Origin of the sequence: Pseudoduganella aquatica (assembly GCF_009857595.1) — a bacterium.
Classification (GTDB): Bacteria; Pseudomonadota; Gammaproteobacteria; order Burkholderiales; family Burkholderiaceae_D; genus Rugamonas; species Rugamonas aquatica_A.
The window spans coordinates 25,025-51,087 of sequence record NZ_WWCU01000005.1; the positions used below are offsets into that span (position 1 = coordinate 25,025).

General features: G+C 64.1%; 24 protein-coding genes. 7 read left to right on the forward strand and 17 right to left on the reverse strand.

Annotation, left to right across the window (positions count from 1 at the left end; genetic code table 11):
• Nucleotides 1-256 precede the first annotated feature (256 nt).
• The 6 genes from GTP77_RS06440 to GTP77_RS06465 form a co-directional block, all read right to left on the reverse strand.
• Complete coding sequence (locus GTP77_RS06440) at nt 257-904, reverse strand: DUF6596 domain-containing protein (RefSeq protein WP_161071367.1); 648 nt, start codon at nt 902-904, stop codon at nt 257-259.
• Nucleotides 905-914: 10 nt separating this feature from the next.
• Entirely contained in the window at nt 915-1,265 is a 351-nt protein-coding gene (locus GTP77_RS06445) for a YciI family protein (protein WP_161071368.1), read from the reverse strand.
• Nucleotides 1,266-1,377: 112 nt separating this feature from the next.
• Nucleotides 1,378-1,794, reverse strand: coding sequence for a gamma-butyrobetaine hydroxylase family protein (locus GTP77_RS06450; RefSeq protein WP_187358630.1), 417 nt, complete (start codon nt 1,792-1,794; stop codon nt 1,378-1,380).
• Nucleotides 1,791-2,243: an HIT family protein gene (locus GTP77_RS06455; protein WP_161071369.1), complete on the reverse strand. Its 453-nt coding sequence runs from the start codon at nt 2,241-2,243 to the stop codon at nt 1,791-1,793. Before GTP77_RS06455 ends, GTP77_RS06450 begins: the two co-directional genes overlap by 4 nt.
• Nucleotides 2,240-6,244: a DUF3683 domain-containing protein gene (locus tag GTP77_RS06460; protein ID WP_161071370.1), complete on the reverse strand. Its 4,005-nt coding sequence runs from the start codon at nt 6,242-6,244 to the stop codon at nt 2,240-2,242. Before GTP77_RS06460 ends, GTP77_RS06455 begins: the two co-directional genes overlap by 4 nt.
• 216 nt (nt 6,245-6,460) lie before the next feature.
• Entirely contained in the window at nt 6,461-6,955 is a 495-nt protein-coding gene (locus GTP77_RS06465) for a YqaA family protein (RefSeq protein WP_161071371.1), read from the reverse strand.
• 134 nt (nt 6,956-7,089) lie between these two features.
• On the opposite strand from GTP77_RS06465, the gene ilvA reads away from it, so the two are divergent.
• The 5 genes from ilvA (at nt 7,090) to rapZ (ending at nt 12,347) form a co-directional block, all read left to right on the forward strand.
• Complete coding sequence (gene ilvA, locus GTP77_RS06470) at nt 7,090-8,625, forward strand: threonine ammonia-lyase, biosynthetic (RefSeq protein ID WP_161071372.1); 1,536 nt, start codon at nt 7,090-7,092, stop codon at nt 8,623-8,625.
• 120 nt (nt 8,626-8,745) lie between these two features.
• Nucleotides 8,746-9,579: an NADPH-dependent 7-cyano-7-deazaguanine reductase QueF gene (gene queF / locus GTP77_RS06475; protein ID WP_161071373.1), complete on the forward strand. Its 834-nt coding sequence runs from the start codon at nt 8,746-8,748 to the stop codon at nt 9,577-9,579.
• Nucleotides 9,580-9,950: 371 nt separating this feature from the next.
• Nucleotides 9,951-10,433, forward strand: a complete 483-nt coding sequence (locus GTP77_RS06480) for a PTS sugar transporter subunit IIA (RefSeq protein ID WP_107870025.1) — start codon at nt 9,951-9,953, stop codon at nt 10,431-10,433.
• Nucleotides 10,434-10,476: 43 nt separating this feature from the next.
• Entirely contained in the window at nt 10,477-11,412 is a 936-nt protein-coding gene (gene hprK / locus GTP77_RS06485) for an HPr(Ser) kinase/phosphatase (protein WP_056404135.1), read from the forward strand.
• 71 nt (nt 11,413-11,483) lie between these two features.
• Nucleotides 11,484-12,347 (forward strand): RNase adapter RapZ, encoded by an 864-nt coding sequence (gene rapZ, locus GTP77_RS06490; RefSeq protein WP_161071374.1) that lies wholly within the window; start codon nt 11,484-11,486, stop codon nt 12,345-12,347.
• Here rapZ and GTP77_RS06495 read toward each other — a convergent pair whose 3' ends face one another.
• The 8 genes from GTP77_RS06495 to GTP77_RS06530 all read right to left on the reverse strand — a co-directional run bounded on the left by GTP77_RS06495 (nt 12,348) and on the right by GTP77_RS06530 (nt 18,982).
• Entirely contained in the window at nt 12,348-13,427 is a 1,080-nt protein-coding gene (locus GTP77_RS06495) for an enoyl-CoA hydratase/isomerase family protein (RefSeq protein ID WP_161071375.1), read from the reverse strand.
• Nucleotides 13,428-13,522: 95 nt separating this feature from the next.
• Nucleotides 13,523-13,879 carry a ribosome hibernation-promoting factor, HPF/YfiA family gene (gene hpf / locus GTP77_RS06500; RefSeq protein ID WP_161071376.1) on the reverse strand — a complete coding sequence of 119 codons (357 nt, stop codon included), beginning with the start codon at nt 13,877-13,879 and terminating at the stop codon, nt 13,523-13,525.
• A gap of 69 nt (nt 13,880-13,948) precedes the next feature.
• Nucleotides 13,949-15,433 carry an RNA polymerase factor sigma-54 gene (locus tag GTP77_RS06505; protein ID WP_161071377.1) on the reverse strand — a complete coding sequence of 495 codons (1,485 nt, stop codon included), beginning with the start codon at nt 15,431-15,433 and terminating at the stop codon, nt 13,949-13,951.
• 15 nt (nt 15,434-15,448) lie between these two features.
• Nucleotides 15,449-16,201: an LPS export ABC transporter ATP-binding protein gene (gene lptB, locus GTP77_RS06510; RefSeq protein WP_161071535.1), complete on the reverse strand. Its 753-nt coding sequence runs from the start codon at nt 16,199-16,201 to the stop codon at nt 15,449-15,451.
• 14 nt (nt 16,202-16,215) lie between these two features.
• Nucleotides 16,216-16,812 (reverse strand): lipopolysaccharide transport periplasmic protein LptA, encoded by a 597-nt coding sequence (gene lptA, locus GTP77_RS06515; RefSeq protein WP_161071536.1) that lies wholly within the window; start codon nt 16,810-16,812, stop codon nt 16,216-16,218.
• A gap of 25 nt (nt 16,813-16,837) precedes the next feature.
• Entirely contained in the window at nt 16,838-17,431 is a 594-nt protein-coding gene (gene lptC / locus GTP77_RS06520) for an LPS export ABC transporter periplasmic protein LptC (RefSeq protein ID WP_161071378.1), read from the reverse strand.
• 11 nt (nt 17,432-17,442) lie between these two features.
• A complete protein-coding gene (locus tag GTP77_RS06525) occupies nt 17,443-17,982 on the reverse strand; it encodes a KdsC family phosphatase (RefSeq protein ID WP_161071379.1) in 540 nt (179 codons plus the stop codon).
• A 1-nt stretch (nt 17,983) separates the two neighbouring features.
• The gene (locus GTP77_RS06530) at nt 17,984-18,982 is read right to left on the reverse strand and encodes a KpsF/GutQ family sugar-phosphate isomerase (protein ID WP_161071380.1); all 999 of its coding nucleotides are present in this window, start codon (nt 18,980-18,982) and stop codon (nt 17,984-17,986) included.
• 109 nt (nt 18,983-19,091) lie between these two features.
• Between GTP77_RS06530 and GTP77_RS06535 the strand changes: the two genes are divergently transcribed.
• Complete coding sequence (locus GTP77_RS06535; protein WP_161071381.1) at nt 19,092-21,068, forward strand: monovalent cation:proton antiporter family protein; 1,977 nt, start codon at nt 19,092-19,094, stop codon at nt 21,066-21,068.
• Nucleotides 21,069-21,333: 265 nt separating this feature from the next.
• Here the strand turns inward: GTP77_RS06535 and GTP77_RS06540 are convergent, their stop codons facing one another.
• The 3 genes from GTP77_RS06540 to GTP77_RS06550 form a co-directional block, all read right to left on the reverse strand.
• On the reverse strand, nt 21,334-22,485 hold the full coding sequence (locus tag GTP77_RS06540; protein WP_161071382.1) for a GGDEF domain-containing protein: 1,152 nt from the start codon (nt 22,483-22,485) through the stop codon (nt 21,334-21,336).
• Nucleotides 22,485-23,336, reverse strand: coding sequence for an MOSC domain-containing protein (locus GTP77_RS06545; RefSeq protein WP_161071383.1), 852 nt, complete (start codon nt 23,334-23,336; stop codon nt 22,485-22,487). Before GTP77_RS06545 ends, GTP77_RS06540 begins: the two co-directional genes overlap by 1 nt.
• A gap of 207 nt (nt 23,337-23,543) precedes the next feature.
• Complete coding sequence (locus tag GTP77_RS06550) at nt 23,544-25,415, reverse strand: NYN domain-containing protein (protein ID WP_161071384.1); 1,872 nt, start codon at nt 25,413-25,415, stop codon at nt 23,544-23,546.
• Between the two features lie 130 nt (nt 25,416-25,545).
• On the opposite strand from GTP77_RS06550, the gene GTP77_RS06555 reads away from it, so the two are divergent.
• Nucleotides 25,546-26,046, forward strand: coding sequence for a nuclear transport factor 2 family protein (locus GTP77_RS06555; protein WP_161071385.1), 501 nt, complete (start codon nt 25,546-25,548; stop codon nt 26,044-26,046).
• The last annotated feature ends 17 nt before the right edge of the window (nt 26,047-26,063 follow it).

Consider the following 26,063-nt stretch of genomic DNA (forward strand, 5'->3'; position numbering starts at 1 on the left):
AAACCAAAGTGGAGATAGACCTTCTGCACGCAAGGATGCAGGCCGAATCCAGGCGCATGCGTGAAGATCCCAGGCTACCAGTTCGGCAGCCGAGTACTGCCCGGGAGGTCTGGCAACAGACTCACCCCGGAACGGAGCCACCTCCCATGGGTCCTAATGCCGATGCACTAAAAAAACTAACACCGCATCAACGCGCCATTTATCGCTACATTTTCACGCGCGAGGATTAAGCGGCAGCCGAAGGCATGCCAAGTGTTCACGGGCCGTCCTGCCGCAGTTGCGCGCTGCGGGAACGCAGGTATTCCAGTTCAACCGCGTTGGCGGTGAGTTCGTAGGCGCGCGCGTAGGCGGCGATGGCGGCGGCGTTTGCTTCCGCACCGCCCTGGCGGCGCAGCAGCTCGGCCTTGGCCGCGTGCAGATAGTGGAACTGCGCCAGCTGGCCGCCCTGCTCCAGCCGCGCTATCCACGCCAGTCCTTGCGCGGGACCGTGCGCCATACCGAGAGCCACGGCGGCGTTCAGCTCCACCACAGGCGTGGGCAGGTAGCGCAGCAGCGCGCCGTACAGGGCGGAGATTTGCCGCCAGTCCGTGGCGGCGGCGCTGGCGGCCTTGCCGTGCAATGCGGCAATGGCCGCCTGGATCTGGTAGGGGCCGGGCTGGCGCAGCGGCAGCACCGCGTCCAGCACGGCGATGCCTTCGGCAATGGCCGCGCCGTCCCACAGCGAGCGGTCTTGCGATTCCAGCGTCACCAGCCCGCCCTCGGCCGACACGCGCGCGCCGCTGCGGGCGTGCTGCAGCTGCATGAGCGCCAGCAGGCCTTGCACTTCGGCGTCGCGCGGGGCCAGTTCGGCCATCAGGCGGCCGCCCTCACGGCGGCAGACTTCCTCAACCGCCCGCGTCAGCATGAAAACCGGCCTAGCCGTTCTTGATCTGCGGCCGCACTTCCATCGAACCCACGCCGGCGGACGGGCACTTGGCGGCCCATTGGATGGCTTCGTCCAGGTTGGCGCAGTCGATCAGGTAGTAGCCGCCCAGCTGCTCCTTGGTTTCCGCGAAGGGACCGTCGGTGCAGGCGATTTTGCCGTCGCGCACGCGCACCGTGGTGGCGGTATGCACCGGCGCCAGCTCCGAGCCGCCGCGCAGCACGCCGGCGGCGATCAGCTCCTGGGTGTAGTCGTTATAGGATTGCATCAGCTCGCCGAGCTGCTGCTCGTTCATGCCGCTGTACAGTTTTTCGTCGGCGTAGATCAGGATCATGTATTCCATGTTGTTCTCCTCAAAAGTCGACCGGACATCCGGACATCACCACGACGAACGACTTTAACAATATCGACAGCATCCATGCAAAAAAAATCCCCGCGGCAGGCGGGGATCGTTGTCAGTGCTTGTGGCCGCAGCCGTGCGCCTTGGGCGCGCTGGGCAGGGCGGCCCCGGAGGCGCGGCCGCTGTCGCCCTCGAACCCGGCGGCGTGCAGGCGCGCCAGGTAGTCCTTCCACAGCTGCTCCTGTTCTGCGCCCAGCTTGTACAGGTAGTCCCAGGTGTAGAGGCCGGAGTCGTGGCCGTCCGAGAAGGTGGGCTTGACGGCGTAGTTGCCCACCGGTTCGAGGCCGGCCATGCCGACTTCGCGTTTGCCGACTTGCAGCACTTCCTGCCCCGCTCCGTGCCCTTTCACTTCGGCCGACGGCGAGTACACGCGCAGCAGTTCGAATGGCAGTTCAAAGGTGGCGCCGTCGTCGAAGCTGACTTCGAGGATGCGCGATTTATTGTGGACCGTGAGGCCGGTTGCTTGTTTCATGATGCTTTCGACAGATTGGCGACGATGGTCTCGCGCAGTTTTTGCAGCAGCGCGCTGCGGCCGGCCAGCGCCATCGTGTCCGGCTCGCGCTGCGCTTCGCCCCAGGTGGGATTGGGGAAATGCACGTCGTCAGTGTAGCGCGGAATAATGTGCCAGTGCACGTGCGGCGTCATGTTGCCGAAGCTGGCCAGGTTGACTTTGGCCGGCTTCATCACTTCGCGCACCGCCGCTTCCACCTGCCACACGGCGTTCATCACGGCCGTGCGGTCTGCTGGCGACAGGTCCGTCATTTCCTTGACGTGCTGGTTCCATACCACGCGCACGAAGCCGGGGTAGCTGGCGTCGTTCACCAGCAAGGCGCTCAGCTTGCCGTCGCGCCAGATCAGCGTGTCGGCGGAGGCGTTCGCCAGCAGGACGCACAGCTCGCAGGGCTTGAAGGCCGTACTCATACCAGCACCCGCTCGATGCCGCCGTTGTTGGCCTTGGCCACGTAGTCCGGCATCCAGTTCTCGCCCAGCAGGTGCTTGGCGATTTCCACCACGATGTAGTCGGCCGTGGTGCCCGCGTCTTCGTTGTAGCGCGACACGCCGCCCAGGCAGGCCGGGCAGCTGGTCAGGACCTTCACTTCGCCGGTAAAGCCGTCGGCGCGCAGCTTGTCTGCGCCCTTGACCATCTCCTCTTCCTTGCGGAAGCGCACCTGGGTAGAGATGTCCGGGCGCGCCGCCATCAGCGTGCCGGAATCGCCGCAGCAGCGGTCGTTCTTCTCGATCTTGGTGGCGTCAATGGTCGTGATGAGCGAGTTCACCGTTTTCAGCGGGTCCTGCATCTTCATCGGCGAGTGGCAAGGGTCGTGGTACATATAACGGGTGCCGTTCACGCCTTCCAGCTTGACGTTCTTCTCCAGCAGGTACTCATGGATGTCCATGATGCGGCAGCCGGGGAAGATCTTCTCGAACTCGTAGGACGCCAGCTGGTCGTAGCAGGTGCCGCACGAAACCACCACGGTCTTGATGTCCAGGTAGTTCAGGGTGTTGGCCATGCGGTGGAACAGCACGCGGTTGTCCGTCACCATCTTGTCGGCTTTGTCGAAGTCGCCCGCGCCGCGCTGCGGGTAGCCGCAGCACAGGTAGCCCGGCGGCAGCACGGTCTGCACGCCCACTTCCCACAGCATGGCCTGCGTGGCCAGGCCCACTTGCGAGAACAGGCGCTCCGAACCGCAGCCCGGGAAGTAGAACACGGCTTCGGTGTCGGCCGTGGTTTTCTTCGGGTCGCGGATGATCGGAATCATCTTGTTGTCTTCGATGTCGAGCAGCGCGCGCGCGGTCTTCTTCGGCAGGTTGCCCGGCATCTTCTTGTTGATGAAGTGGATCACCTGCTCTTTGATCGGCGGCTTGCCGACGGTCGGCGGCGGCGCCTTGGTCTGGTTCCTGGCGAATTTCTTCAGCACGTCGTTGCCCAGGCGCTGGGCCTTGTAGGCCACGCCCACCATGCCCTGGCGCACCGTGTTGATGGTGGTGGGGTCGGTCGCGTTCAGGAAGAACATGGCCGCCGCCTTGCCGGGGTTGAAGCTGCGCTTGTCCATCTTGCGCAGCAGGTTGCGCATATTCATCGACACGTCGCCGAAGTCGATGTTGACCGGACAGGGCGTGACGCATTTGTGGCAGACCGTGCAGTGGTCGGCCACGTCCTCGAATTCTTCCCAGTGCTTGATGGAGATGCCGCGCCGGGTCTGCTCTTCGTACAGGAAGGCTTCGATCAGCGAGGACGTCGCCAGGATCTTGTCGCGCGGCGAGTACAGCAGGTTGGCGCGCGGCACGTGGGTCGAGCACACGGGCTTGCATTTGCCGCAGCGCAGGCAGTCCTTGACGCTGTTGGCGATTTCGCCGATATCGCTTTGCTGCATGATCAGCGATTCGTGGCCCATCAGGCCGAACGACGGGGTGTAGGCGTTGGACAGGTCGGCGTCCATGCCCGGCAGGTTGAGCAGCTTGCCCTTGTTGAAGCGGCCTTCCGGGTCCACGCGCAGCTTGTATTCGCGGAAGCTGACGATTTCTTCTTCAGTCAGGAATTCCAGCTTGGTGATGCCGATGCCGTGCTCGCCCGAGATGACGCCGTTCAGCGAACGGGCCAGCTTCATGATGCGCGCCACGGCCTTGTGCGCCAACTGCAGCATCTCGTAGTGGTCCGAGTTCACCGGCAGGTTGGTGTGCACGTTGCCGTCGCCGGCGTGCATGTGCAGCGCCACGAACACCCGGCCGCGCAGCACGCGCTTGTGGATGGCGGCGGCTTCGTCCAGGATCAGCTTGAAGGCGGCGCCGTTGAAGATCTGGCGCAGCACGGCGCGGATTTCCTGCTTCCAGCTCACGCGCACGGTGCGGTCCTGCACCACGTCGAACAGGGTGGCGTCCGGCTGGCGCTGCAGGCGCTCGTCGAAGGCCGCGTCCAGCGCGCCCAGGCCCAGCGCGCGCAGTTGTTCGCGCACGGCGGACAGCGGCTGGTCCAGATTGTCCTGCGTGAAGGTCCAGCGCTGCTGCACCTGCTCCAGCAAGGCCAGCGCCTGCTGCGCGCGGTCGCCCAGCATTTCGGCGTCGCCCACTTTATCGTCGGAGGCGTCGTCGCTTTTCCCTACCGGCAGATTGCCCACTTCGAAGAAGGCGCGCAGTTCGCCCGCCAGTTCCAGCTTGTTGGTGATGGACAGCTCGACGTTGATGCGCTCGATGCCGTCGGTGTATTCGCCCATGCGGTTCAGCGGGATCACCACGTCTTCATTGATCTTGAAGGCGTTGGTGTGCTTGGCGATGGCGGCCGTACGGGCGCGGTCCAGCCAGAATTTCTTGCGCGCTTCCGGGCTCACGGCCACGAAGCCTTCGCCCACACGGGTATTCGCCAGGCGCACCACTTCGGAGGCGGCGATGGCCACCGCGTCCTCGTCGTCGCCGACGATGTCGCCGAACAGCGCCATCTTGGGCAGCACGCCGCGCTTGGACTTGGTGGCGTAGCCCACCGCGCGCAGGTAGCGCTCGTCCAGGTGCTCCAGGCCGGCCAAGCGCAGCGTGGCGAATTTTTCGCCGGTGGCGGGCAGGCCGTCCAGGTAGTCCTTGATTTCAACAATCGATGGAATCGCGTCGCGCGCCTGGCCGAAGAACTCCAGGCAGACCGTGCGGGTGTGCTTGGGCATCTTGTGCAGGATCCAGCGCGCGGACGTGATCAGGCCGTCGCAGCCCTCTTTCTGGATGCCCGGCAGGCCGGCCAGGAATTTGTCGGTAACGTCCTTGCCCAGGCCTTCCTTGCGGAATACGCGGCCGGCGATCTCCAGGATCTCGGTCTTGAACGGCTCGCCCTTGGCCTCGCCGCGCGCGTTAGGGTGCGTCCATTCCAGCTTGAAGCGGGCCAGCGGGGTGTCGTGGATCTTGGACAGGTTGTGGTCCAGGCGCGTGACTTCCAGCCAGTCGCCGTTCGGGTCCACCATCTTCCACGAAGCCAGGTTGTCCAGCGCCGTGCCCCACAGCACGGCCTTCTTGCCGCCCGCGTTCATGGCGATATTGCCGCCGATGCAGGAGGCGTGCGCCGAGGTCGGGTCTACCGCGAACACGAAGCCGGCCTTCTCGGCCGCTTCGGATACCTTGTTGGTGATGACGCCGGCGCCCGAGTAGATCGTGGCGTATTCCTTGTCCAGGCCGGGCAGCACTTTCATCTCGACCTTGCCGAGATTGAGCAGCTTTTCCGTGTTGATGACGGCCGACAGCGGCGTGAGCGGAATGGCGCCGCCGGTGTAGCCGGTGCCGCCGCCGCGCGGGATGATGGTCAGCCCCAGTTCGATACAGCCTTTCACCAGGCCGGCCATTTCGTCCTCGGTGTCCGGCGTCAGCACCACGAAGGGGTACTCGACGCGCCAGTCGGTGGCGTCGGTCACGTGCGAAATGCGCTTCATGCCGTCGAAGCAGATGTTGTGCTTTTCGGTGTAGCGGCCCAGCACCTTGGTGGTGCGCTTGCGCAGGTCATAGGTCTGGCGGAATTCTTCGCCGAACGCTTCCACCGCCTGGCTGGCGGCCTTGAGCAGCTTTTCCACGTTCTGGCTGCGGGTCTTGTCGGCCTCGGCGCCGTCCACGGCCACGCGGCGCTTGTCCACTTCGGCCAGGCGGTGGTGCAAGGCGTCGATCAATTCCTGACGGCGTTTCGGGTTGTCCAGCAGGTCGTCCTGCAGGTAGGGATTGCGGCGCACGGCCCAGATGTCGCCCAGCACTTCGTACAGCATGCGCGCCGAACGGCCGGTCTGGCGCGCGCTGCGCAGCTCGTCCAGCACCTGCCACGACTCCTCTCCCAGTAGCCGGATGACGATCTCGCGATCGGAAAACGACGTGTAGTTGTAGGGGATTTCACGCAAGCGGGTGGCTGCGGGACCATTTGGCGTTTCGGCGAGGAGAGCTTGGATTTGTGCGGGGGCGTTCATTGTTTAATGTGCTACGGACTGACCCTAAGGAAGAACATTCTAACTTATTGCGCCGCACCACGCCCCAACAGCCTTAGAGCGCCGCGGGGTTACGCGAACGTCAAATGGCCGATAAAAATTCGAAAAAATAGTATTTTCAGACAATTTCCTGCCTTTTCATGCCACATGAGCAATTTTCATGCGGCGAAAGCGGCTTTCCACAAAATACATTCCGTCTCAGCCGCCCAGCGCATTGGCTATGGTTTTCCACACACCATCGGGCACATACAGCAGCAAGGTGGTCATGGTGAGGTAGCGCGCGCACTTGCCGATGGCCATGTAGGCGACGGACGGCCAGAACGGCAGCTTGAGCCAGCCGCCCAGCGTGCACAGGGGATCGCCTATGCCCGGCACCCAGGACAGCAGCATGGTCTTGGCGCCGTAGCGGGCCAGCCAGCGGAACCAGCGGCTTTCGCGCTCCTTGGCGAAGGCAACCTTGGCGCGGTAGCCTATCCAGTAGTCCAGCGCGCCGCCCAGGGTGTTGCCCAGGGTGGCCACGGCGATGGCGGGCCAGAACAGTTCCGGGTTGGCCTTGATGGTGGCAAACACCATGGGCTCGGAGCCCATGGGCACCAGGGTGGCGGAGACGAAGCTGACAAAGAAGACCGAAGTCAGGCCGACTTCCGGCGCGGACAGCTGCTCCAGCAGCCACTGGATGGTGGATTCAATCATTCTGCCATTATAATGATCCGGCATGGCGCGTGAGGTACTACACAACAGTACGCAGTACAGCGCCGCCCCACCCCGGTTACCCGCCGTTGAAAAGCAAGTCCTTGCAGCACGCCCCGAATCACTCATTGCAGACTATGACTATCGACTACCTGAAGAAGATCCTGACCGCCCGCGTCTACGACGTGGCCCACGAAACGCCGCTTGAGCTGGCGCCTGCCCTGTCGCAGCGCTACCAGAACCGAATTTATTTCAAGCGCGAAGACATGCAGGACGTGTTCAGCTTCAAGATTCGCGGCGCCTACAACAAGATGGCGCACCTGAGCGAAGGCCAGCTGAAGCGCGGCGTGATTTGCGCGTCGGCCGGCAACCACGCGCAGGGCCTGGCGTTCTCGGCCAACAAGATGGGCTGCCGCGCCGTGATCGTGATGCCGACCACCACGCCCCAGGTGAAGGTGGACGCGGTGCGCACGCGCGGCGGCGCCGGCGTGGAAGTGATACTGCACGGCGAGTCCTACACGGACGCGTACAACCACGCGCTGACGCTGGAAAAAGAACAGAAGCTGACCTTCGTCCACCCCTTCGACGATCCGGACGTGATCGCAGGCCAGGGCACCATCGGCATGGAGATCCTGCGCCAGCACAACGGGCCTATCCACGCCATCTTCGTGCCGATAGGCGGCGGCGGGCTGCTGGCGGGCATCGCTGCCTACGTGAAGCAGGTGCGGCCGGACATCAAGATCATCGGCGTGCATACCTTCGATTCGGACGCCATGGGCAAGAGCCTGAAGGCGGGCGAGCGCGTGACGCTGGCGGACGTGGGCCTGTTTGCGGACGGCACCGCCGTGCGCCTGGTGGGCGAGGAAACCTTCCGCCTGGCGCAGCTGTATGTGGATGACATCATCATTGTCGATACGGACGCGGTGTGCGCGGCCATCAAGGACGTGTTCACCGATACGCGCAGCATCCTGGAGCCGTCCGGGGCGCTGGCCATCGCGGGCGCCAAGGCTTATGTGGAGCGCGCCGAGCTGACCAAGGATCCGGTCCGCAACCAGACCCTGGTGACGATCGCCAGCGGCGCCAATATGAATTTCGACCGCCTGCGCTTCGTGGCGGAGCGCGCCGAGCTGGGCGAGTCGCGCGAGGCGGTGTTCGCGGTGACCCTGCCCGAGCAGCGCGGCAGCTTCAAGCGCTTCTGCTCGCTGATCGGCCCGCGCAACGTGACCGAGTTCAACTACCGCATCAGCGACCAGAAGGATGCGCACGTCTTTGTCGGCGTGCAGATTTCGGACCGCGGCGAATCCAGCGTGCTGGCGCGCGGCTTCGAGGCGGCCGACTTCAAGACGCTGGACCTGACGCATGACGAGCTGGCCAAGTCCCACTTGCGCCACCTGGTGGGCGGCAAGAGCGCGCTGGCCAAGGACGAGCTGCTGTACCGCTTCGAGTTCCCCGAACGCCCGGGCGCGCTGATGCGCTTCCTGGATTCGATGGCGCCGAACTGGAATATCTCGCTGTGCCACTACCGCTCGCAAGGCGGCGACGTGGGACGCATCCTGATCGGCCTGCAGGTGCCGCCGGACGAGATGGATGAGCTGAACAAGTTCCTGGCCAACCTGGGCTACCGGTATTGGGACGAGTCGCAGAATCCGGTTTACAAGCTGTTCCTCGGCTGAGCTTGGCGGGTTACGCGGCTGCGCCGCTAACCCGCCCTACCCGCCCTACGGTTTTGCCACGGCGGGGACGCGGCTTTTGCGCTACCATGCGTCCTTCGTTCCTCCGCCTTTATCACTGCCATGACCAATACCGCCGACTTGTCCCCGCTGGGCAAAAACTCCGCTTACCGCACCGATTACGCGCCGGAGCTGCTGTTCCCCATCCCGCGCCAGGGCAAGCGCGACGAGCTGGGCCTGCAGGGCACGCTGCCTTTTTTCGGCGTGGATATCTGGAACGCCTATGAGCTGTCGTGGCTGAACATGCGCGGCAAGCCGCAGGTGGCGGTGGCCAAGATCACCTTCCCGGCCGATTCCCCCAACATTATCGAATCGAAATCGTTCAAGCTCTACCTGAACTCCTTCAACCAGACCCGCCTGGCCAACGAGGAAGCGCTGCGCTCGCTGATGGTGCAGGACTTGTCGGCCGCCGCCGGCGCCAGCGTGCATGTCGTCATTACCCTGCAGGAAGATTTCGCCAAGCTGCAGATGGGCGAGCTGGACGGCCTGTTGCTGGACCGCCTGGATATCGACGTGGACAACTACGCGCCGCAGCCGGAAGTGCTGAAAGCCAACCTGGACGACCTGCCGGTGCAAGAAGTGTTTATTTCCCACCTGCTCAAATCGAACTGCCTGGTCACCGGCCAACCGGACTGGGGCAGCGTGCAGATTTGCTACTCGGGGCCGCAAATCGACCAGGAAAGCCTGCTGCGCTACCTGATCGGTTTCCGCGAGCACAACGAATTCCACGAACAATGCGTGGAACGCATCTTTACCGACATACTCCGCCATTGCAAACCGACCCAACTGGCCGTATATGCGAGGTATACGCGGCGCGGCGGACTGGACATCAACCCCTGGCGCGCCAACTACAGCACCGGCGCCATGCCGTCCAATTTGCGCACTGCCCGCCAGTAAGATTTTGATCTGCAACTGAAACGTGGCTGGGGTCGCGCAATCCTGTATCACTTGGCCCGGTTTTGTCTTACAATGAATCAATAAAGGTTGCAGTTTTCAAAGCTGCAGCCGTTAACTGTAAAAGACATTCAAAAATCGGCCAATCCGCGTAGTCCCTGACAAAAATCTGGCATTTGTCTTGCATTCGATGCGGAAATGGCTAATATCCCTGCCAGTGCTTATTTAACAACGCTACGGCCTGCCCCAAGCGGACTGCGGCGGATTGCGGAGCCAGCCATGGCGCAAGCGAATTCAAGTTACACGGCAAAAAAACCAGCCTATAATTCTGCTCGCAAGCCACATTTGTGCGCCGCACCATTCCACGTCGCGTTATGAACAACCTGAGCAAAATCCTATCCCTCGAAAACGTCCAGCTTGACCTGGAAGTTTCCAGCAAAAAGCGCGCTTTCGAGCAAGCCGGCCTGATTTTTGAAAACAACTGCGGTATTGCCCGCTCTACCGTGTCGGACAATCTGTTCGCGCGCGAGCGCCTGGGCTCCACCGGCCTGGGCCACGGCGTGGCCGTGCCGCACGGACGCATCAAGGGCATGAAGAGCCTGAAGTCGCCGCTGGCGGCCTTTGTGCGCCTGGCAGAGCCGATTCCCTTCGAGTCGCCGGACGGCAAGCCGGTCAGCCTGCTGTTCTTCCTCTTGATTCCGGACCATGTGACCCAGCAGCACCTGGAAATCCTGTCCGAGATCGCCGAAATGTTCTCGGACGACGGCTTCCGCACCGCGCTGGCCAGCGATCCGGACCCGCAGTCGGTGTACAGCCGCATCGTGAATTGGCAACCTAGCTTGCAAGCAGCAGGTTAAAGCAGGTTACACTAGGGTGTCTCCACCCTGAACAGATACGCTTATGCTGCAAACGCCCCTGACGATACAACGCCTTTACGACGACAATCGTGAAACGTTGCAGCTAGGCTGGTTCGCCGGCTTCCCCGGCGGCGAACGCCTGATCTCGGGCGATGTGGCCTCGGCGGCCGACCAGGTCGGCCACTTGAACACCATCCACCCCGGCCGCATCCAGGTGTTCGGGCACCAGGAGATCAATTACTACCAGCGCCTGAAGTCGCTGACGCGCGCCCACGTTATCAGCGAGCTGATCGCTGGTGGGCCGCCTGCGCTCATCATCGCGCAAGGTCTGGAAACGCCCCCCGATATCCTCGCCATCTGCGACGAAAAGAACATTCCGCTGTTTTCCACGCCATTGCCGGCGGCGCAGGTGATCGACTTCCTGCGCGTGTACCTGTCAAAGAAGCTGGCGCAGCGCATCATCATGCATGGCGTGTTCATGGATGTGCTGGGCGTGGGCGTGCTGATTACCGGCGATTCGGGCCTGGGCAAGTCGGAGCTGGGCCTGGAGCTGATTTCGCGCTCGCACGGCCTGGTGGCCGACGATGCGGTGGAGTTCGCGCGCATTGCGCCCAATATGATTGAAGGACGCTGCCCTGCCCTGCTGCAGAATCTGTTGGAAGTGCGCGGGCTGGGGCTGCTGGACATCAAGGCCATCTTCGGCGAGACGGCGGTGCGCCGCAAGATGCGCCTGAAGCTGATCGTGCACCTGGTGCGGCGCTCGGCGCTGGAGGAGGAAGTGGAGCGGCTGCCTTTCCAGTTCCCCACCGAAGACGTGCTGGGGCTGCCTATCCGCAAGGTGGTGATCCCGGTGGCGGCCGGCCGCAACATCGCGGTGCTGCTGGAGGCTGCGGTGCGCAACACCATCCTGCAACTGCGCGGCATCGATACGCTGCAGGAGTTCATGGAGCGCCAAAGACAGGCCATGAGCGGCGACTGATAAGTCGTCATCCGCCGCCAATTGGTGTGCTAACGCACCTATCGCGTAGTCTTGATGTATCATCTTCAGCTATGCGTATCGTGCTCATCACCGGTATATCCGGCTCTGGAAAATCCGTCGCCCTGAATGTCCTTGAGGACACGGGCTATTATTGTGTGGACAATCTGCCGCCGGCGCTGCTGGCGCACCTGGTGCTGCAGCTGACCGACGAGGGCACGCAGGCGCTGGCCGTGGCGGTCGACGCGCGCAGCGCCGAGTCGCTGGCCAGCTTGCCGGACGCCGTGCAGGCCCTGCGCCAGCAAGGGCATGACGTCAAGATCATGTATCTCACGGCGAACACGCATTCGCTGGTGGCGCGCTTCTCGGAAACGCGCCGCAGCCATCCCCTGTCGCATGAATTGAAGCCGGGCCAGAATCCGGCCGCGCGCCGCACGCTGATCGAATGCATCTCGGAAGAGCGCGAGCGGCTGTCGGCCATCGAGCAGCTGGGGCATGTGATTGATACCTCGGAACTGAGCGCCAACAAGCTGCGCGCCTGGATCAAAGACCTGGTGCAAAGCGAGAACGCGCCGCTGACGCTGTTCTTCGAGTCCTTTGCTTTCAAGGTTGGCGTGCCGCTGGATGCGGACTTCGTGTTCGATGTGCGGGCGATTCCGAATCCTTATTACGACCTGGCCCTGCGCCCGATGACGGGCCGCGACGCGCCGGTGATCGCCTTCCTGGACGCGCAGCCCAGCGCAGAGGAAATGTTCAAGGATATCCGCGACTTCGTCAGCAAGTGGCTGCCGTCGTTCAAGACCGACAACCGCAGCTATCTCACCGTGGCGGTGGGCTGCACGGGCGGGCAGCACCGCTCGGTGTATATGGCCGAGCGGCTGGCGCGGCATTTCCATCCGACTGAGCGCGTGGTGCTGCGCCACCGCGAGCAGTCGTGATCACAGGTGGCGCAGGGGATGCGCGTGCGCCGGCCACGGCGGCGCGAAGAATGCATCCACCATCTCCTGCGTGACGTCCTCCAGCGTGGCGGGCGACCATTTCGGCGCGTTGTCCTTGTCGATGACCAGCGCGCGCACGCCCTCCAGCACTTCTCCATGTTCGAAATTGCGGCGCACCAGGTTGCGCTCCATGCGCAGGCAGTCCGCCACGTCCATCTGCGCGCCGCGGTTCAATAGCTCCAGCGTGACGCACATCATCAGCGGCGAACGGCTTTGCATGGCCTTCAGCGCCTTCTGCGCAAAGGCGCCCTCGTCGCCGGCCAGCGAGGCCATGATGGCCGCCACGCTGTCCAGCGCGAAGTGGCGCTCGATGGCGGCGCGCTCCGTTTCCAGCACACCAGCGCCAGCACTGCCAGCAGCGCCTGCAAAGGCCGCAATCGCATCGCGCAGGCCTGCGCCGGGCGTGGCCTGCAGCAGCTCGCCCAGCGCGCTCCAGCGGGCCTCGGGCACGTAGTAGTCCGCCAGGCCCACGTAGAGCGCGTCGGCGGCGCCCACGGTCAGTCCGGTGAGGCCCAGGTAGCGCCCCAGGCTGCCCGGCGCGTGCGACAGGAAATGGCTGCCGCCCACGTCCGGGAACAGGCCGATGTTCACTTCCGGCATGGCCATCTTGGTACGGTCCGTCACGATGCGCACGCCGCAGCCGGGGCCGCCCTGCGAGATGCCCATGCCGCCGCCCATCACCACGCCGTCCATTAATGCGATATACGGTTTAGGGTAATAGTGGATCAGGTGGTTGAGGGCATATTCCTCGGTGAAGAAGTCCTCCAGCAGCGCGCTGCCTCCCTGCGGCGTGGCGTTCCCCACTTCATGGAAGAAGCGGATGTCGCCGCCGGCGCAAAAGGCCTTCTCGCTGCTGCTGCGGATGACGACGGCGGCCACGGCGCTGTCGTCGCGCCAGGCCAGCAGGGCGGCGGTCAGCGCGCGCACCATGTCGAGGGAGAGGGAGTTGAGCGCCTTGGGGCGGTCGAGGGTGATGATGCCGGCGCCGTTGGCAACCTGGGTGATGACGTGCTCGCTCATGGCTGATTGTCTCTATGATTGTTAGACAGCCATTTTAGCGCGGGCGCAAAAAAGGGCGCCAGATGCGCCCTTTGTTGGGAGTGCCGGTGACCGTCTTATGCGGTGGCGGCTGGCTCGTAGGTGTCCGGGAGATGCTTGATGGCGTCGTGGCCATGCTCCTGCACTTTGGCCTTGTACTTCATGACTTGGCGGTCCAGTTTGTCGATCAGCGTATCGATGGCAGCATACAGGTCTTGCGACAGGCTTTCCACGTACACAGTCTTGCCGGACATGCGCAGGTTGATCTCGGCTTTTTGCCTTTTGTCTTTCTCGGTGAGGTTATCTACAGTCAGGATGACAGCAATATCAATAACTTGATCGAAATGGCGCTTTACCCGTTCCAGCTTGTTCTGCACGTATTCACGGATGGCGGGGGTCACTTCGAGATGATGTCCACTGATGGTGAGATTCATACACACTCCTAAAGATAAGGGCTCATGCGCTATCGAATGTTATTTGAGCGCAGGGGAACCCAAGTAAAACTACAAAGCTTTACGCAGACTTACCGGAGGGATTTTCAAGGCTTCGCGATATTTGGCAACAGTCCGTCGCGCAATTACCATGCCCTGTTCTCCCAGCATGTCCGCAATCTTACTGTCGGATAAAGGATTTTTCGGGTCTTCTGCTCCTGTCAGTTGCACTATCAGCGCCCGTATCGCCGTCGAGGATGCTTCTCCTCCTGCTTCGGTGGCGACGTGGCTGCCAAAGAAATATTTCAACTCAAACATCCCATGCGGAGTCAGCATGTATTTCTGAGTTGTTACCCGAGAAATAGTGCTCTCGTGTAGTCCCAGTGTATCAGCAATTTCACGCAACACAAGGGGTCTCATGGCAACCGCGCCATGGCTGAAAAAGTTCTTTTGTCTTTCTACTATCGCTTGCGCCACGCGCAGTATCGTGTCGAAACGCTGGCGCATATTCTTGATCAGCCACTTGGCTTCCTGCAGCTGCGCGCCCATGGCCGACTCGCCTTTTCCCTGCTTGAGCATGTTGGCGTACAGCGCGTTCACGCGCAGGCGCGGCATCACGTCGTTGTTCAACGAGACCTGCCAGCCATTGCGCGCCTTCTTCACGATCACGTCCGGCACCACGTAGTCGGACACGTCGGAAGCGAACTCGGCGCCCGGGTGCGGGTTGCACTGGCGGATCACCGCTTGCGCTTCGCGCAGGTCTTCGTCGTCGCAATCAAGGGCTTTTTTCAGCTTGTTGAATTCGCGCTGCGCGAACCAGGCCAAGTGCTTTTCCACGATGCAGATGGCCATGCGTCGCGTGACCAGCGGCACGCCGGGCATGCGCTTGATCTGCAGCGCCAGGCACTCGGAGGCGCTGCGCGCGCCCACGCCGATGGGGTCGAAACTTTGCAGCAGGGTCAGTGCCGTTTGCAGCTCCTCCAGCTCCACGTCCGCCTCTTCCGGCAGGCGCGCATGGATCTCCTCCAGCGGCTCTTCCAGGTAGCCGTTCTCGTCCAGCGCGTCGATGATCAGCTCCATCAGCACGCGGTCGCGCGGCTGCTGCACGGTCACGCGCATCTGCTCCATGAGGTGCTCGCGCAAGGTGCAGTGGCTCGCTTCGAGCTGCGGGCGCGAGTCCTCGTCGTCCGGCGCCTTGCTGCGGCCGGCGTCGCTCCAGTCGGTGTCGGCCTCGGCGCCGCTGGCGCTGTCGCCGCCGGCGCCGTCGAAGGGGTCGCCCTCGCCGGCCGGCGCGCTGTCCTGCGCCGGCGCGCCCACGTCGGCCGGCGACGCGTCGGCGCCGTCGGACTGGGTCTGGTTGATGGCGCCGTCGCCGAGCAGGCGCAGCGAGCGGTCCAGCGGATCATCCAGGCGCTCCAGCAGCGGGTTCTCGCCCAGCAGCTGTTCCAGTTCCTGGTGCAGCTCCAGCGTGGACAGCTGCAGCAATCGGATCGACTGCTGCAGTTGCGGCGTCAGCGCCAGGTGCTGAGAGGTGCGGAGTTGCAGTGACTGTTTCATGGGCTGGTTCAGGAATTACATGCGGAAGTGTTCGCCCAGGTAGACGCGCCGCACCGATTCATCGGCGATGATGTCGTCCGGACGGCCGGACGCCAGCACGCTGCCCTGGTTAATGATGTAGGCGCGGTCGCAAATGCCCAGCGTCTCGCGCACGTTATGGTCGGTGATCAGCACGCCGATGCCGCGCTCCTTGAGGAAGCGCACGATGCGCTGGATCTCGATCACGGCGATCGGATCGACGCCCGCGAATGGCTCGTCCAGCAGCACGAAGCGCGGGTTGGTGGCCAGCGCGCGCGCAATCTCCACCCGGCGGCGCTCGCCGCCCGACAGCGACAGCGCGGCGTTCTCGCGCAGCTTCTCGATCTGCAGGTCGGCCAGCAGGCGGTCCAGGCGCTCATTGATCTCCTGCTTGGTCAGCGCCTTGCCGTTGACCTTCTGGATCTCCAGCACGGCGCGGATATTCTCCTCCACCGTCAGCTTGCGGAACACCGAAGCCTCCTGCGGCAGGTAGGACAGGCCCAGGGTGGCGCGCTGGTGGATGGGCATGCTCGACACGTCCACGCCGGCGATGTCGATGCTGCCCGCGTCGGACGGCACCAGGCCCACGATCATGTAGAAGGAGGTGGTCTTGCCGGCGCCGTTAGGCCCCAGCAGGCCCACCACTTCGCCGCATTCGACCTGCAGCGACACGTCGTGCACCACCTGGCGCTTGCCGTAGGACTTCTGCAGTCCGCGCACCACCAGGGTGCTGGTGCAGCTTGCTTCCATTGCGTCGGCCATCGTCATTTCCCCGCTGCCGGCTGCTGCGCCGGCGCAGCCTGGGTGGCCGATGCGGCCGGCGGCGGCGGACGCTTGGACGACGGCTGTATCACCATGGTGCCGCGGCCGGCGCCCGGCTTGCTATCGCCGGTGGGCGAGTTCTTCACACTGAAGAATTCCTTGCGGCTGTCGTAGAAGATGAATTCGCCGTCCACCTCGTCGCTCGGCTTGCTGCCTTCCAGGCGGCGCACCTTGGCCTTGGTGTACAGGCGCACCAGCTCGCTCTTGCCGTCGTATTCAATGCGTTCGGCTTCGCCTTCTATCCATTGTTCGCCTTCGCCGTCGCGCTTCTGGCGGAAGGTGGCAGGCTTGCCCGGCACGCTGGTCAGCGTGACGTACTGGTACTCCTCCGGGTCCTGCGTGACGACGGCCTTGGAGGCCTTCATCTGCAAGGTGCCGCGGGTGAGGATCACGTTGCCGGTGAAGGTGCGGATCTGCTTCACGTCGTCCACGTCCACCTGGTCGAACTTGATTTCGGTGGGCTTGTAGGAGTCGGCCTTTTCAGCCTGGGCCAGCCCGGCCGCGCACAGCAGCAGGGCCGAGATCAGAATTTTTTTCATCATAGTCCATTCATTCGTTCGTTCATCAATGCGTTTTTGCCGGCGGATACACGATGCTGCCGCGTCCCTGCAGCTGCACCTGGCGCGTGGCGTTGTTGGCCTTCATGCCGGTGCCGCTGGCCGTGGCGCCGCCCTGCACCAGCTGCACCGGCTGGTCGGTTTCCATGCGGTCCTCGTCCGGATACACCGTCAGCGCCGGCGTGGTGATCTGCATCGCCTGGCTCTTGCCCTGCGCCGCGCGGTCGATCTGCACATTGCCTTTCAACTGCACGCGCGAGTTGTTTTCGTCCACGCGCGCGTGGTCCGCCTTCATGTCCATGGGCGGGTGCGTGCTGCTCAGGTTGCGCACCACCGGCTTGTCGATTTCCGATGCGTCGTCGATGGGACGGTGCACCAGCTTGTCGCCGGACACGATGTAGCTCGGCTTGCCGTCCTTGGCCATGCGCACCACGCTGAACTGCTCGATGATGTAATCGGGCTCGTTCAGGCGCTTATCGGCCAGCATGTCCTCTTCGCCGCGGTTCATCAGCTGAAGCAACCAGAAGGTGCCGAAAGCAACAAAGACCCCGATCACCAGGGTCATGCTCAGGCGCCAGCGGTGCGCGGTTCGTTTACGCATTAGCTACCCCCTCAGACCAGGAACTGGGCCATGACCTTGTCGTAATTGCCGGTGGCGCGCAGCACGAACTCGCACACCTCGCGCACCGCGCCGCGGCCGCCATGCGCCTCGGTCACATGGTGCACGCGGCTCAGCACATCGGCGCGGCCGTTGGGCACGCCCACGGCGAAGCCCACGCGTTTCAATATCGTCAGGTCCACCACGTCGTCGCCGATAAAGCCCACCTCGTCCGCGCCCAGGCCGGTCTTGGCCAGCAGGTCGTTGAACGGGGTCAGCTTGTCGTGGCCGCCCTGGTGCACGAACTCGATGCCCAGGTCCTTGGCGCGGGCCGTCACCTGCGGCGAACGGCGCGCGCTGATGATGGCGGTCAGGATGCCGGCTTCCTGCAGCAGCTTGATGCCCAGGCCGTCGTGCACATTGAAGGTCTTCATCACTTCGCCGTCCGGGCCGTAGTGCAGGCTGCCGTCGGTGAGCACGCCGTCCACGTCGAAGATCATCAGCTTGATCTTGGCGGCGCGCGCCACGTTTTCCAGGTTGTAGGCTTGGTTCATCTCAGATCACCTTGGCGCGGGTCAGGTCGTGGATATGCAGCGCGCCGGCCAGCTTGCCGTCGGCGTCCACCACCAGCATCTGGTTGATGCGGAACTGCTCCATGATGGCGACGGCATCCACCGCCAGCTTATCAGGCGAAATGCTGCGCGGATTGGCGTGCATCACATCGCGGATGATCACTTTGCTGAAATCCTGCACTTTTTCTATCATGCGGCGCAAATCGCCGTCGGTGAACACGCCCACCGGGCGCTTGTCGGCATCGACGATGGCGGTCATGCCCATGCCCTTCTGGGTGATTTCCAGCAGCGCGTCCGGCAGGCGGGTGTCCAGGCCCACGGCCGGGATGGCGTCGCCGCTGCGCATGACGTCGCGCACATGGGTCAGCAGGCGGCGGCCCAGGGCGCCGCCCGGGTGCGAGCGCGCGAAGTCTTCTTCCTTGAAGCCGCGCAGGTCCAGCAGCGCCACGGCCAGCGCGTCGCCCAGCGCCAGGGTCACGGTGGTGCTGGCGGTGGGCGCCAGGTTCATCGGGCAGGCTTCCTTGTCGACCGACACGTCCAGGTGCACGTCGGCCAGCTTGGCCAGGCTGGAGCCGGGCTTGCCGGTCATGGAAATGAGGGTGCTGCCCATGCGCTTGACCACCGGCAGGATGGCCATCAGTTCCGAGCTTTCGCCGGAATAGGAGATGGCGATAAAGGCGTCCTCGGGCGTGACCATGCCCAGGTCGCCGTGCGCGGCTTCGGCAGGATGCACGAACAGGGCCGGGGTGCCGGTCGAGGCCAGGGTGGCGGCGATCTTGCGCGCGATATGGCCGGATTTGCCGATGCCGGACACCACAACGCGACCTTTGCAGTTCAGCAACAACGCGACCGCCTTGCCGACGCTGTCGTCGGTGGCCAGGCGCGCGTGCATGGCGATGATGGCGTCCGCCTCGATCCGCAGGGTTTCTCGGGCCAGCGCCAGCGCGCGTTCGGCCGTATTGTTGTCAAAAGCTTTCAGCATGGGATTTCCATCGGTTACACTCATGCCGGAAGTATAGCCGAATTGCGAAAGCAAAAAACTTGCCAGTCCCAACAAACAACGGGATCGGCTGCTGACCTGGAACCGCCGCATGTTTTCACCGCTAGAACTGACCCTGTTATTGCTGGGCAGCGCCGTGCTGGGCGTGGTCGCGTTCAGGATGCTGCACCTGCCGCCCATGCTGGGCTATCTGGCGGTCGGCATTATTATCGGGCCGCACGCGCTGGGGCTGGCCGAACAGAGCGAGGCCGGCCACATCCTGGCCGAATTCGGCGTGGTGTTCCTGATGTTCTCGATCGGCCTGGAGTTCTCGCTGCCCAAGCTGATGGCCATGCGCGGCATCGTGTTCGGGCTGGGCATGGCGCAGGTGGTGGCCACCATCGCCGCCACGATGGTGCTGGGCTGGCTGCTGGTGACCCAGATGCCCGGCGTGCACATCGGCTGGCAGGCCTCGTTCGCGCTGGGCGGCGCGCTGGCCATGTCGTCGACCGCCATCGTGGTCAAGATGCTGACCGAGCGGCTGGAGCTGGAGAGCGAGCACGGCCGCAAGATTATCGGCATCCTGCTGTTCCAGGACCTGGCGGTGGTGCCGCTGCTGATACTGATCCCCTCCCTGTCGAAGAACCCGGACGACCTGCTCAGTACGCTGGCCTGGGCGGCGGGCAAGGCCGCCATCGTGCTGGTGCTGCTGCTGTTCGTGGGGCAGAAGCTGGTGCGCGGCTGGTTCACCATCGTGGTCAAGCGGCGCTCGCAGGAGCTGTTCATGCTGAACCTGCTCCTGATCACGCTGGGCGCGGCCTGGATCACGGAGAAGGCCGGGCTGTCGATGGCGCTGGGCGCCTTCGTGGCCGGCATGCTGATCTCGGAAACCGAATACAAGCACCAGGTGGAGGAGGACATCAAGCCCTTCCGCGACGTGCTGCTGGGGCTGTTCTTTATCAACGTGGGCATGCTGCTCAACCTGCGGCTGGTGGTGGAGCACTGGTGGCTGGTGCTGGTGCTGCTGGCCGGGCCGGTGCTGCTCAAGTTCGCGCTCATTGCCGGGCTGGCCAAGCTGTTCGGCTCGTCGGACGGGGTGTCGATGCGCACCGGCCTGGCGCTGGCGCAGGCGGGCGAGTTCGGCTTCGTGCTGCTCAACCTGGCCGGCGGCATGGCGCTGATGGACCCGTTCATTATCCAGGTGGTGCTGGCGTCGATGGTGCTGTCGATGCTGCTGGCGCCGTTCATCATCGCCAAGTCCGACCAGCTGGTGATGAAGGTGTCGAGCAATGAATGGATGATGCAGTCGCTGGCGCTGACGAAGATCGCCACGCGCACCATGAGCACGCAAAAGCACGTGATCGTGGCCGGCTTCGGGCGCAGCGGGCAAAGCCTGGCCACGCTGCTGAGCGAGGAAGACATCGCCTACCACGCGCTGGACCTGGACCCGGAACGGGTGCAGGAAGCGCAGACGGCGGGCGCCAACGTGTCCTACGGCGACGCCGGGCGGCGCGAAAGCCTGGTGGCGGCCGGCATCTACCGCGCCAGCGCGGTGGTGATCACCTACGCCAGCACGCCGTCGGCGCTGCGGGTGCTGCATCTGGTGCACGAGCTGGCGCCGGCGCTGCCGGTGATCGTGCGCAGCCACGACGACACGGACCTGGACCGGCTGAAAGCGGCCGGGGCGGCCGAAGTGGTGCCGGAGCTGATGGAAGGCAGCCTGATGCTGGCCTCGCACGCGCTGGTGATGCTGGGCGTGCCGCTGCGGCGCGTGGTGCACCGGGTGCAGGCGGCGCGGGAAGCGCGCTACGCCTCGCTGCGCGGCTGGTTCCACGGCGCCAGCGACGCCGGCGGGGACGACGAGATGCTGCGGCTGCACTCGGTGGCGCTGGGCGAAAAAGCCGGCAGCGTCGGCAAGGCGCTGAGCGAAGTGGAGATAGAGACGGCGGGCGCCGAAATCGCCTCCATCCGGCGCGGCAAAAGCGGGGTCGAAGTCGCGCCCGGCACGGTGCTGCAAGCAGGCGACGTAGTCGTGCTGCGCGGCGCCGCCGACGCCGTCGCCCGCGCCGAACACCTCCTTCTCACCTAACAATCCTACAAGCAGCCTGAGCCGCATCCGCCCCAATTCGGGGTCAGACCCCGGGGTGGGAGAAATGCGGCTCAGTTCACTTGCAATGGGCGTAAAGAGCGCTGGCGACAGCGCCGGCTGCGTTGGCAAGGCGCCAAGGTGGCGCCGATCCTGCGTCAATCGCCTACTGCTCGCCTAATATTCCTACAAGCAGCCTGAGCCGCATTTATCCGCCTTCGGGGTCTGACCCCGAAATGGGGAGAATGCGGCTCAGGCTGCTTAAGGTTTAGTCGCCGGGGCGGTAGGTGAGCACGCGGTTGCGACCGCTGTCTTTGGCTTGGTAGAGCGCGGAGTCGGCTTGGGCGATCAGTTCCATCGCGGCCGTCTCCGGCGTGACCGACAGGTCGCTGCGGTCCAGGCAGGCCACCCCGAGCGAGGCCGTGATCGATACCCGCACGCTGGGCGAGACGTGGATCATGCTGGCGGCGATGCCGGCGCGGATGCGCTCGGCCACGAAGGCGGCGCTGTCCAGGTCCGCATTGATCAGCAGTACCACGAACTCCTCCCCGCCAAAGCGCGCCAGCGCGTCCGACAGCCGCAGCTCGGCCTTGATACGCTGCGCCACCTCGCGCAGCACTTCGTCGCCGCCCTGGTGGCCCACCGTGTCATTCACCCGCTTGAAGTGGTCGATGTCGATGTACATGAAGGAGATGTCGTAGGCTTGGCGCCGCGCGCGCGAAATTTCCTCCAGCAAGCGGCGGTCCATATAGCGCCGGTTGTACACGCCGGTCAGCGAGTCGGTCAGGCCGATGTACTTGAGCATCTCGTTCGAGATCACGTTCTCCAGGCAGATGGCAATAATGGAGGCCATGTGCTCGATGAAGTCCGTGCCCAGGCTGGGCGTGAAGCGCGTGGGGTCCACGCTGCCCAGGTTCAGGCTGCCGATAATGCGCTTGTTGCGCAGCAGCGGCACCAGCGCCACGCTTTGCAGTCCGTCCGGCGGACGCGGGAAGGCGTGCCCGTGCTTGGCGGCGTCGTACATGCCCAGCAGCGGCTTGGGCGTGGGCGAGTAGGCGTTGCGGCGGCCCAGGTCAAAGCCCAGGGCGTCCACTTCTTCCACAAAAATCAGGTCGGGGAACTCGCTGAAGTTCACGCCCAGCTTGCCCATCACCGTGTTGATGTCGCCGCCTTCGTCGATCAGCGTCAGCGTTACCGCTTCCAGCTCGGAAATAATGGGCAGCGTGCGGAAGATGGTGCCCACCAGCTCCGGGAAAGTGCCCGCGCCGACGATTTCCAGGTCAAAGGCCTGGTGCCGCATCATGATGTTGTGGTTGCGCTCGGCCTGCTCCAGCAGGTAGGCCATGCGCGTGCGCAGCGCCTGGTTTTCCGCCGCCAGCTCGAGCGCCTGGGACTTTTTGTCGGGCATGGTGGTGGTCATCAGAAGGCCAGGTTGACGTCGATTTCCTGGCCCACATGCAGCTGCTGGCCGTCGCCTTCGAGCAGGATGCTGTTCATGCCGAAGCACAGCGCCCCCTCCACTTCGGGCTTGGCGCGGTAGCCGGCCATGATGTCGAGCGGGTCCGGACCGAACTGGCCGGTGGCCTGGTCGATCGAGGGCATGGGGCAGCGCGGACAGGGCTTGACCGGCTTGAGTACGGCGCTGCCGGCGCGGAAATCTTCCGCGTAGTCTTCTTCAAACGCGCCTATGCCGTCGATCACCAGGTTGGGGCGGAAGCGGTTCATCGGCAGCGCCTCGCGGCCGGCCTTGAGCAACTTTTCGTTCAGGTCCGCCAGCGAGGCGCTGCCGGCTACCAGGATCGGATAGCCGTCCGAGAACATGGTGGTGGCGGCCACGCCATTGGTCCATTTCTGCGACACGGCGCGGGTGGCGTGCGCATGGAAGCGCACCAGGCGGCACGGCAGGCCGAGGAAGCTGCTGAACCAGGCGGCGGTGGTGGCGTCGCAGTCGTAGGCCAGCACCTGGTCGTCCCACACTTGCACGGTGAGCTTGGGCGCCAGCTCGGGGTCGGGCAGGCCGAGGGCGATCTCCAGGCGCAGCATGCCGGGCGCGCGCAGTTCCAGCGTGTCCGCTTTCAGGCGCGGCACGATGAGCGCCATGCGCGGATGCTCGCGCTGGGTCAGCGCCAGGCCGGACTGGTCCACCACCATCCATTCGCGGTCGTAAATCTGCTCTTTCATCAGCCCTGCGCTGGTCAGCGTGGCGGAACGCAGCGGCATGCCGGCACAGGATTTGATCGGGTAGAGGTTGATTTCGGAGAGGATAGCCATGCTGACCGCCGCAGGCAACGCGAACGGACGCTGCCTAAATGTTATTCAAGTTGGCAGTATGGCAGCAAAGTGACCAGCAGTAAATCGGGGAAAACCGCAGCGCTGCGCGGGCGGGCGGCAAAAAAAGCCCCCAGCGCGGGCTGGGGGCGTTTTGGGCGCGGGCTGCGCCGCCGGCGGACGGGCAGTCCGCCGGTTGCGGGTGCTGCCTTATTTCGCTGCGGGCTTGCGCGGACGGCGCGGGCTGCGGGCTGGCTTGGCGTCGCCGGATGCGTCGGCGGCATCGCCCTGCTCGGCGGCTGGCGCGGCAGGCTCGGCGATCGTTTCGGCAGCCTTGGCGGCCTTGGCTGGCCGGGCCGGCTTGGCCGAAGCAGCGCCACGGCGGCCACCAGCACGCGCCGGCGCCGCTTCGGCGGCAACTGCCGCTTCCTGGGCCGGAGCGGCGGCGGGAGCTTCCACCACTGCTGCCTCGGCTGCTGCGGCAGTCAGGCGCGGCTCGCCGGCCTTGGCGCGGCCCTTGGCGGGAGCGCGCGCGCGGCCTTTCGTGGCCGGCTGTACGGCTGGCTGCACGGCGACAGGCGCTTCCGCAGCCACGCTGTCCTGCACCACCTCGGCAAGCGGCTGCACCGGCGCCGGGACAACCGCCGGGGCGGCTGGCTGGCGGCCTGCAGGCGCGGCATGCTGCGCCGCTGGCTTGCCCCGCGAATCACCTCCCGAGGCAGCCTGGGACGCCTTCACTTTGGCGGCCTTGGCCTGGCGGGCTGGAATCTTGGGCGGCTTGCGCTTGCCCTGGCCTGCCTGCTGCTGCGCGGCGCGCGCATTGCGCGTGCCGTTGGCAATGGCGGCGGCGGCTTCGTCCAGCGCGCGTTCTTCCTCGTCGCGGTCGTCGACTACGTCGCTGCCCTGCTCGCCGCCGGCCGGCTGCTCGACAGTATCAGCTGCCTCGCCGCCTTCCGCGTCCACGGCCGGGTGAACGTAAGGGGCGTCGTCGGCGGCATGCACGGCTTCGGCTTCCGCGTAGGCGTTTTCATCCTGCGCCAATTGCAGTTCGGCCGACACTTCTTCCGATACCGGTTCCTGGCTGGCGTAGCGGTCTCCGCCGCGGTTGCGGCCACGGCCGCGGCCGCGCCGGCCTTCGTGACGGCCTTCCTGGCGGCCATCCGGACGGCCATCCTGGCGAACTTCGCCGGATTCACCTGCGCCTGGCGCCGCCACCGGCGCCGAGCCTTCTCCCGCCGCGCCCTGCTCGCCCATGCCTGCGCCGCTGCTACGGTATACATAGGCACCGGATTTCTCGTCGCGGCCGAATTCCAGCAGGCCGCGCGCCTTGGCTTCTTCCAGCAGGTTGCCGAAGGTGCGGAAACCATAATAGGACTCGCTGAAGTCCGGCTTGCGGCGCTTGATCGCCTCTTTCAGCACGGAGGCCCAGATCTTGCCGGAATCGCCACGCTCGGAAACCAGCGCGTCGAAGGTCTCGACGGCCATGTCCACCGCTTCGCGGCGGCGCTTGTCCATTTCCTCGCGGCGGCGTTTTTCTTCTTCCGGGGTGCGCTTGACGGCGGGCTGGCCTTCGCGCGTGTCGCGCTTGGCGGCCGCGCGGCGGCTTTCGCGCACCAGGTCGTCATAGAAGATGAACTCGTCGCAGTTGGCCACCAGCAAGTCCGAAGTGGACTGCTTGACGCCCACGCCGATCACTTTCTTGTTGTTCTCGCGCAGCTTGGAGACCAGCGGCGAGAAGTCCGAGTCGCCGGAAATAATGACAAAAGTGTTAACGTGGGCTTTGGTGTAGCACAAGTCCAGCGCGTCCACGACCATGCGGATGTCGGCCGAGTTTTTGCCCGATTGGCGCACGTGCGGGATTTCGATCAGTTCGAAATTGGCTTCGTGCATCGGCGCTTTGAAACCTTTGTAGCGGTCCCAGTCGCAATACGCTTTTTTGACCACAATGCTGCCCTTGAGCAATAAACGCTCCAGTACGGGCTTGATGTCAAATTTTTCGTAATTGGCGTCGCGCACGCCGAGGGCGACGTTTTCGAAGTCGCAGAACAGCGCCATGCTGACGTTATCGTTGGATGAAGCCATGTGATTTCGTTTTCTGTGGTGAGGAGGTGCTATTGGGCCGGTGGCCGGCGAACCTGACGATTATACAGCCAGGCCCGCCCATCGCCCGCCCTGGTGTATGCTGGCTTTACCATTTTTTTCGGGAGTCTCCATGAAGCAATTGCTCGCCACCCTCGTGTTTCTGCTGATGAGCGCCAGCGCCGCCGCCCAATCGCCCGCCGCCGATGAGGCATTCCGCGCGCAGGTCAATACGTTTATGGATCAGTGGCATAAAGATGCTGCCCAAGCAGATCCCATCTATTTCGACAAAATGGCGGTCAAGGGGATTTATATCGGCACGGATAAAACAGAAATATGGACGCGTGACGAATTCAAGGTCTGGGCCAAGCCTTATTTCGACAGGAAAAAGGCCTGGGCATTTACTGCGGCCAAGCGCAATATCTATTTCTCGCCAGATAAAAGTTATGCCTGGTTTGATGAGCAATTGAATACGCAGATGGGGATATGCCAGGCCAGCGGCGTGCTTCACCGCACTGCGTCCGGATTCGAGATCGAGCATTATCAATTGTCGCTGGCGGTGCCCAATCCGCTGATGGACCAGTTCACCAAGATCATCAAGGACTTCGAAGCCAAACCGGCCGCCGCGCAGTAAAACCTCGGCTACCCATG

What these genes read in the sequence shown, in the direction of transcription:
- GTP77_RS06440 (WP_161071367.1), bottom strand. Translation starts at nt 904, where the DNA reads ATGCTGACGCGGGCGGTTGAGGAAGTCTGCCGCCGTGAGGGCGGCCGC.
- GTP77_RS06445 (WP_161071368.1), bottom strand. Translation starts at nt 1,265, where the DNA reads ATGGAATACATGATCCTGATCTACGCCGACGAAAAACTGTACAGCGGC.
- GTP77_RS06450 (WP_187358630.1), bottom strand. Translation starts at nt 1,794, where the DNA reads ATGAAACAAGCAACCGGCCTCACGGTCCACAATAAATCGCGCATCCTC.
- GTP77_RS06455 (WP_161071369.1), bottom strand. Translation starts at nt 2,243, where the DNA reads ATGAGTACGGCCTTCAAGCCCTGCGAGCTGTGCGTCCTGCTGGCGAAC.
- GTP77_RS06460 (WP_161071370.1), bottom strand. Translation starts at nt 6,244, where the DNA reads ATGAACGCCCCCGCACAAATCCAAGCTCTCCTCGCCGAAACGCCAAAT.
- GTP77_RS06465 (WP_161071371.1), bottom strand. Translation starts at nt 6,955, where the DNA reads ATGATTGAATCCACCATCCAGTGGCTGCTGGAGCAGCTGTCCGCGCCG.
- ilvA (WP_161071372.1), top strand. Translation starts at nt 7,090, where the DNA reads ATGACTATCGACTACCTGAAGAAGATCCTGACCGCCCGCGTCTACGAC.
- queF (WP_161071373.1), top strand. Translation starts at nt 8,746, where the DNA reads ATGACCAATACCGCCGACTTGTCCCCGCTGGGCAAAAACTCCGCTTAC.
- GTP77_RS06480 (WP_107870025.1), top strand. Translation starts at nt 9,951, where the DNA reads ATGAACAACCTGAGCAAAATCCTATCCCTCGAAAACGTCCAGCTTGAC.
- hprK (WP_056404135.1), top strand. Translation starts at nt 10,477, where the DNA reads ATGCTGCAAACGCCCCTGACGATACAACGCCTTTACGACGACAATCGT.
- rapZ (WP_161071374.1), top strand. Translation starts at nt 11,484, where the DNA reads ATGCGTATCGTGCTCATCACCGGTATATCCGGCTCTGGAAAATCCGTC.
- GTP77_RS06495 (WP_161071375.1), bottom strand. Translation starts at nt 13,427, where the DNA reads ATGAGCGAGCACGTCATCACCCAGGTTGCCAACGGCGCCGGCATCATC.
- hpf (WP_161071376.1), bottom strand. Translation starts at nt 13,879, where the DNA reads ATGAATCTCACCATCAGTGGACATCATCTCGAAGTGACCCCCGCCATC.
- GTP77_RS06505 (WP_161071377.1), bottom strand. Translation starts at nt 15,433, where the DNA reads ATGAAACAGTCACTGCAACTCCGCACCTCTCAGCACCTGGCGCTGACG.
- lptB (WP_161071535.1), bottom strand. Translation starts at nt 16,201, where the DNA reads ATGGAAGCAAGCTGCACCAGCACCCTGGTGGTGCGCGGACTGCAGAAG.
- lptA (WP_161071536.1), bottom strand. Translation starts at nt 16,812, where the DNA reads ATGAAAAAAATTCTGATCTCGGCCCTGCTGCTGTGCGCGGCCGGGCTG.
- lptC (WP_161071378.1), bottom strand. Translation starts at nt 17,431, where the DNA reads ATGCGTAAACGAACCGCGCACCGCTGGCGCCTGAGCATGACCCTGGTG.
- GTP77_RS06525 (WP_161071379.1), bottom strand. Translation starts at nt 17,982, where the DNA reads ATGAACCAAGCCTACAACCTGGAAAACGTGGCGCGCGCCGCCAAGATC.
- GTP77_RS06530 (WP_161071380.1), bottom strand. Translation starts at nt 18,982, where the DNA reads ATGCTGAAAGCTTTTGACAACAATACGGCCGAACGCGCGCTGGCGCTG.
- GTP77_RS06535 (WP_161071381.1), top strand. Translation starts at nt 19,092, where the DNA reads ATGTTTTCACCGCTAGAACTGACCCTGTTATTGCTGGGCAGCGCCGTG.
- GTP77_RS06540 (WP_161071382.1), bottom strand. Translation starts at nt 22,485, where the DNA reads ATGACCACCACCATGCCCGACAAAAAGTCCCAGGCGCTCGAGCTGGCG.
- GTP77_RS06545 (WP_161071383.1), bottom strand. Translation starts at nt 23,336, where the DNA reads ATGGCTATCCTCTCCGAAATCAACCTCTACCCGATCAAATCCTGTGCC.
- GTP77_RS06550 (WP_161071384.1), bottom strand. Translation starts at nt 25,415, where the DNA reads ATGGCTTCATCCAACGATAACGTCAGCATGGCGCTGTTCTGCGACTTC.
- GTP77_RS06555 (WP_161071385.1), top strand. Translation starts at nt 25,546, where the DNA reads ATGAAGCAATTGCTCGCCACCCTCGTGTTTCTGCTGATGAGCGCCAGC.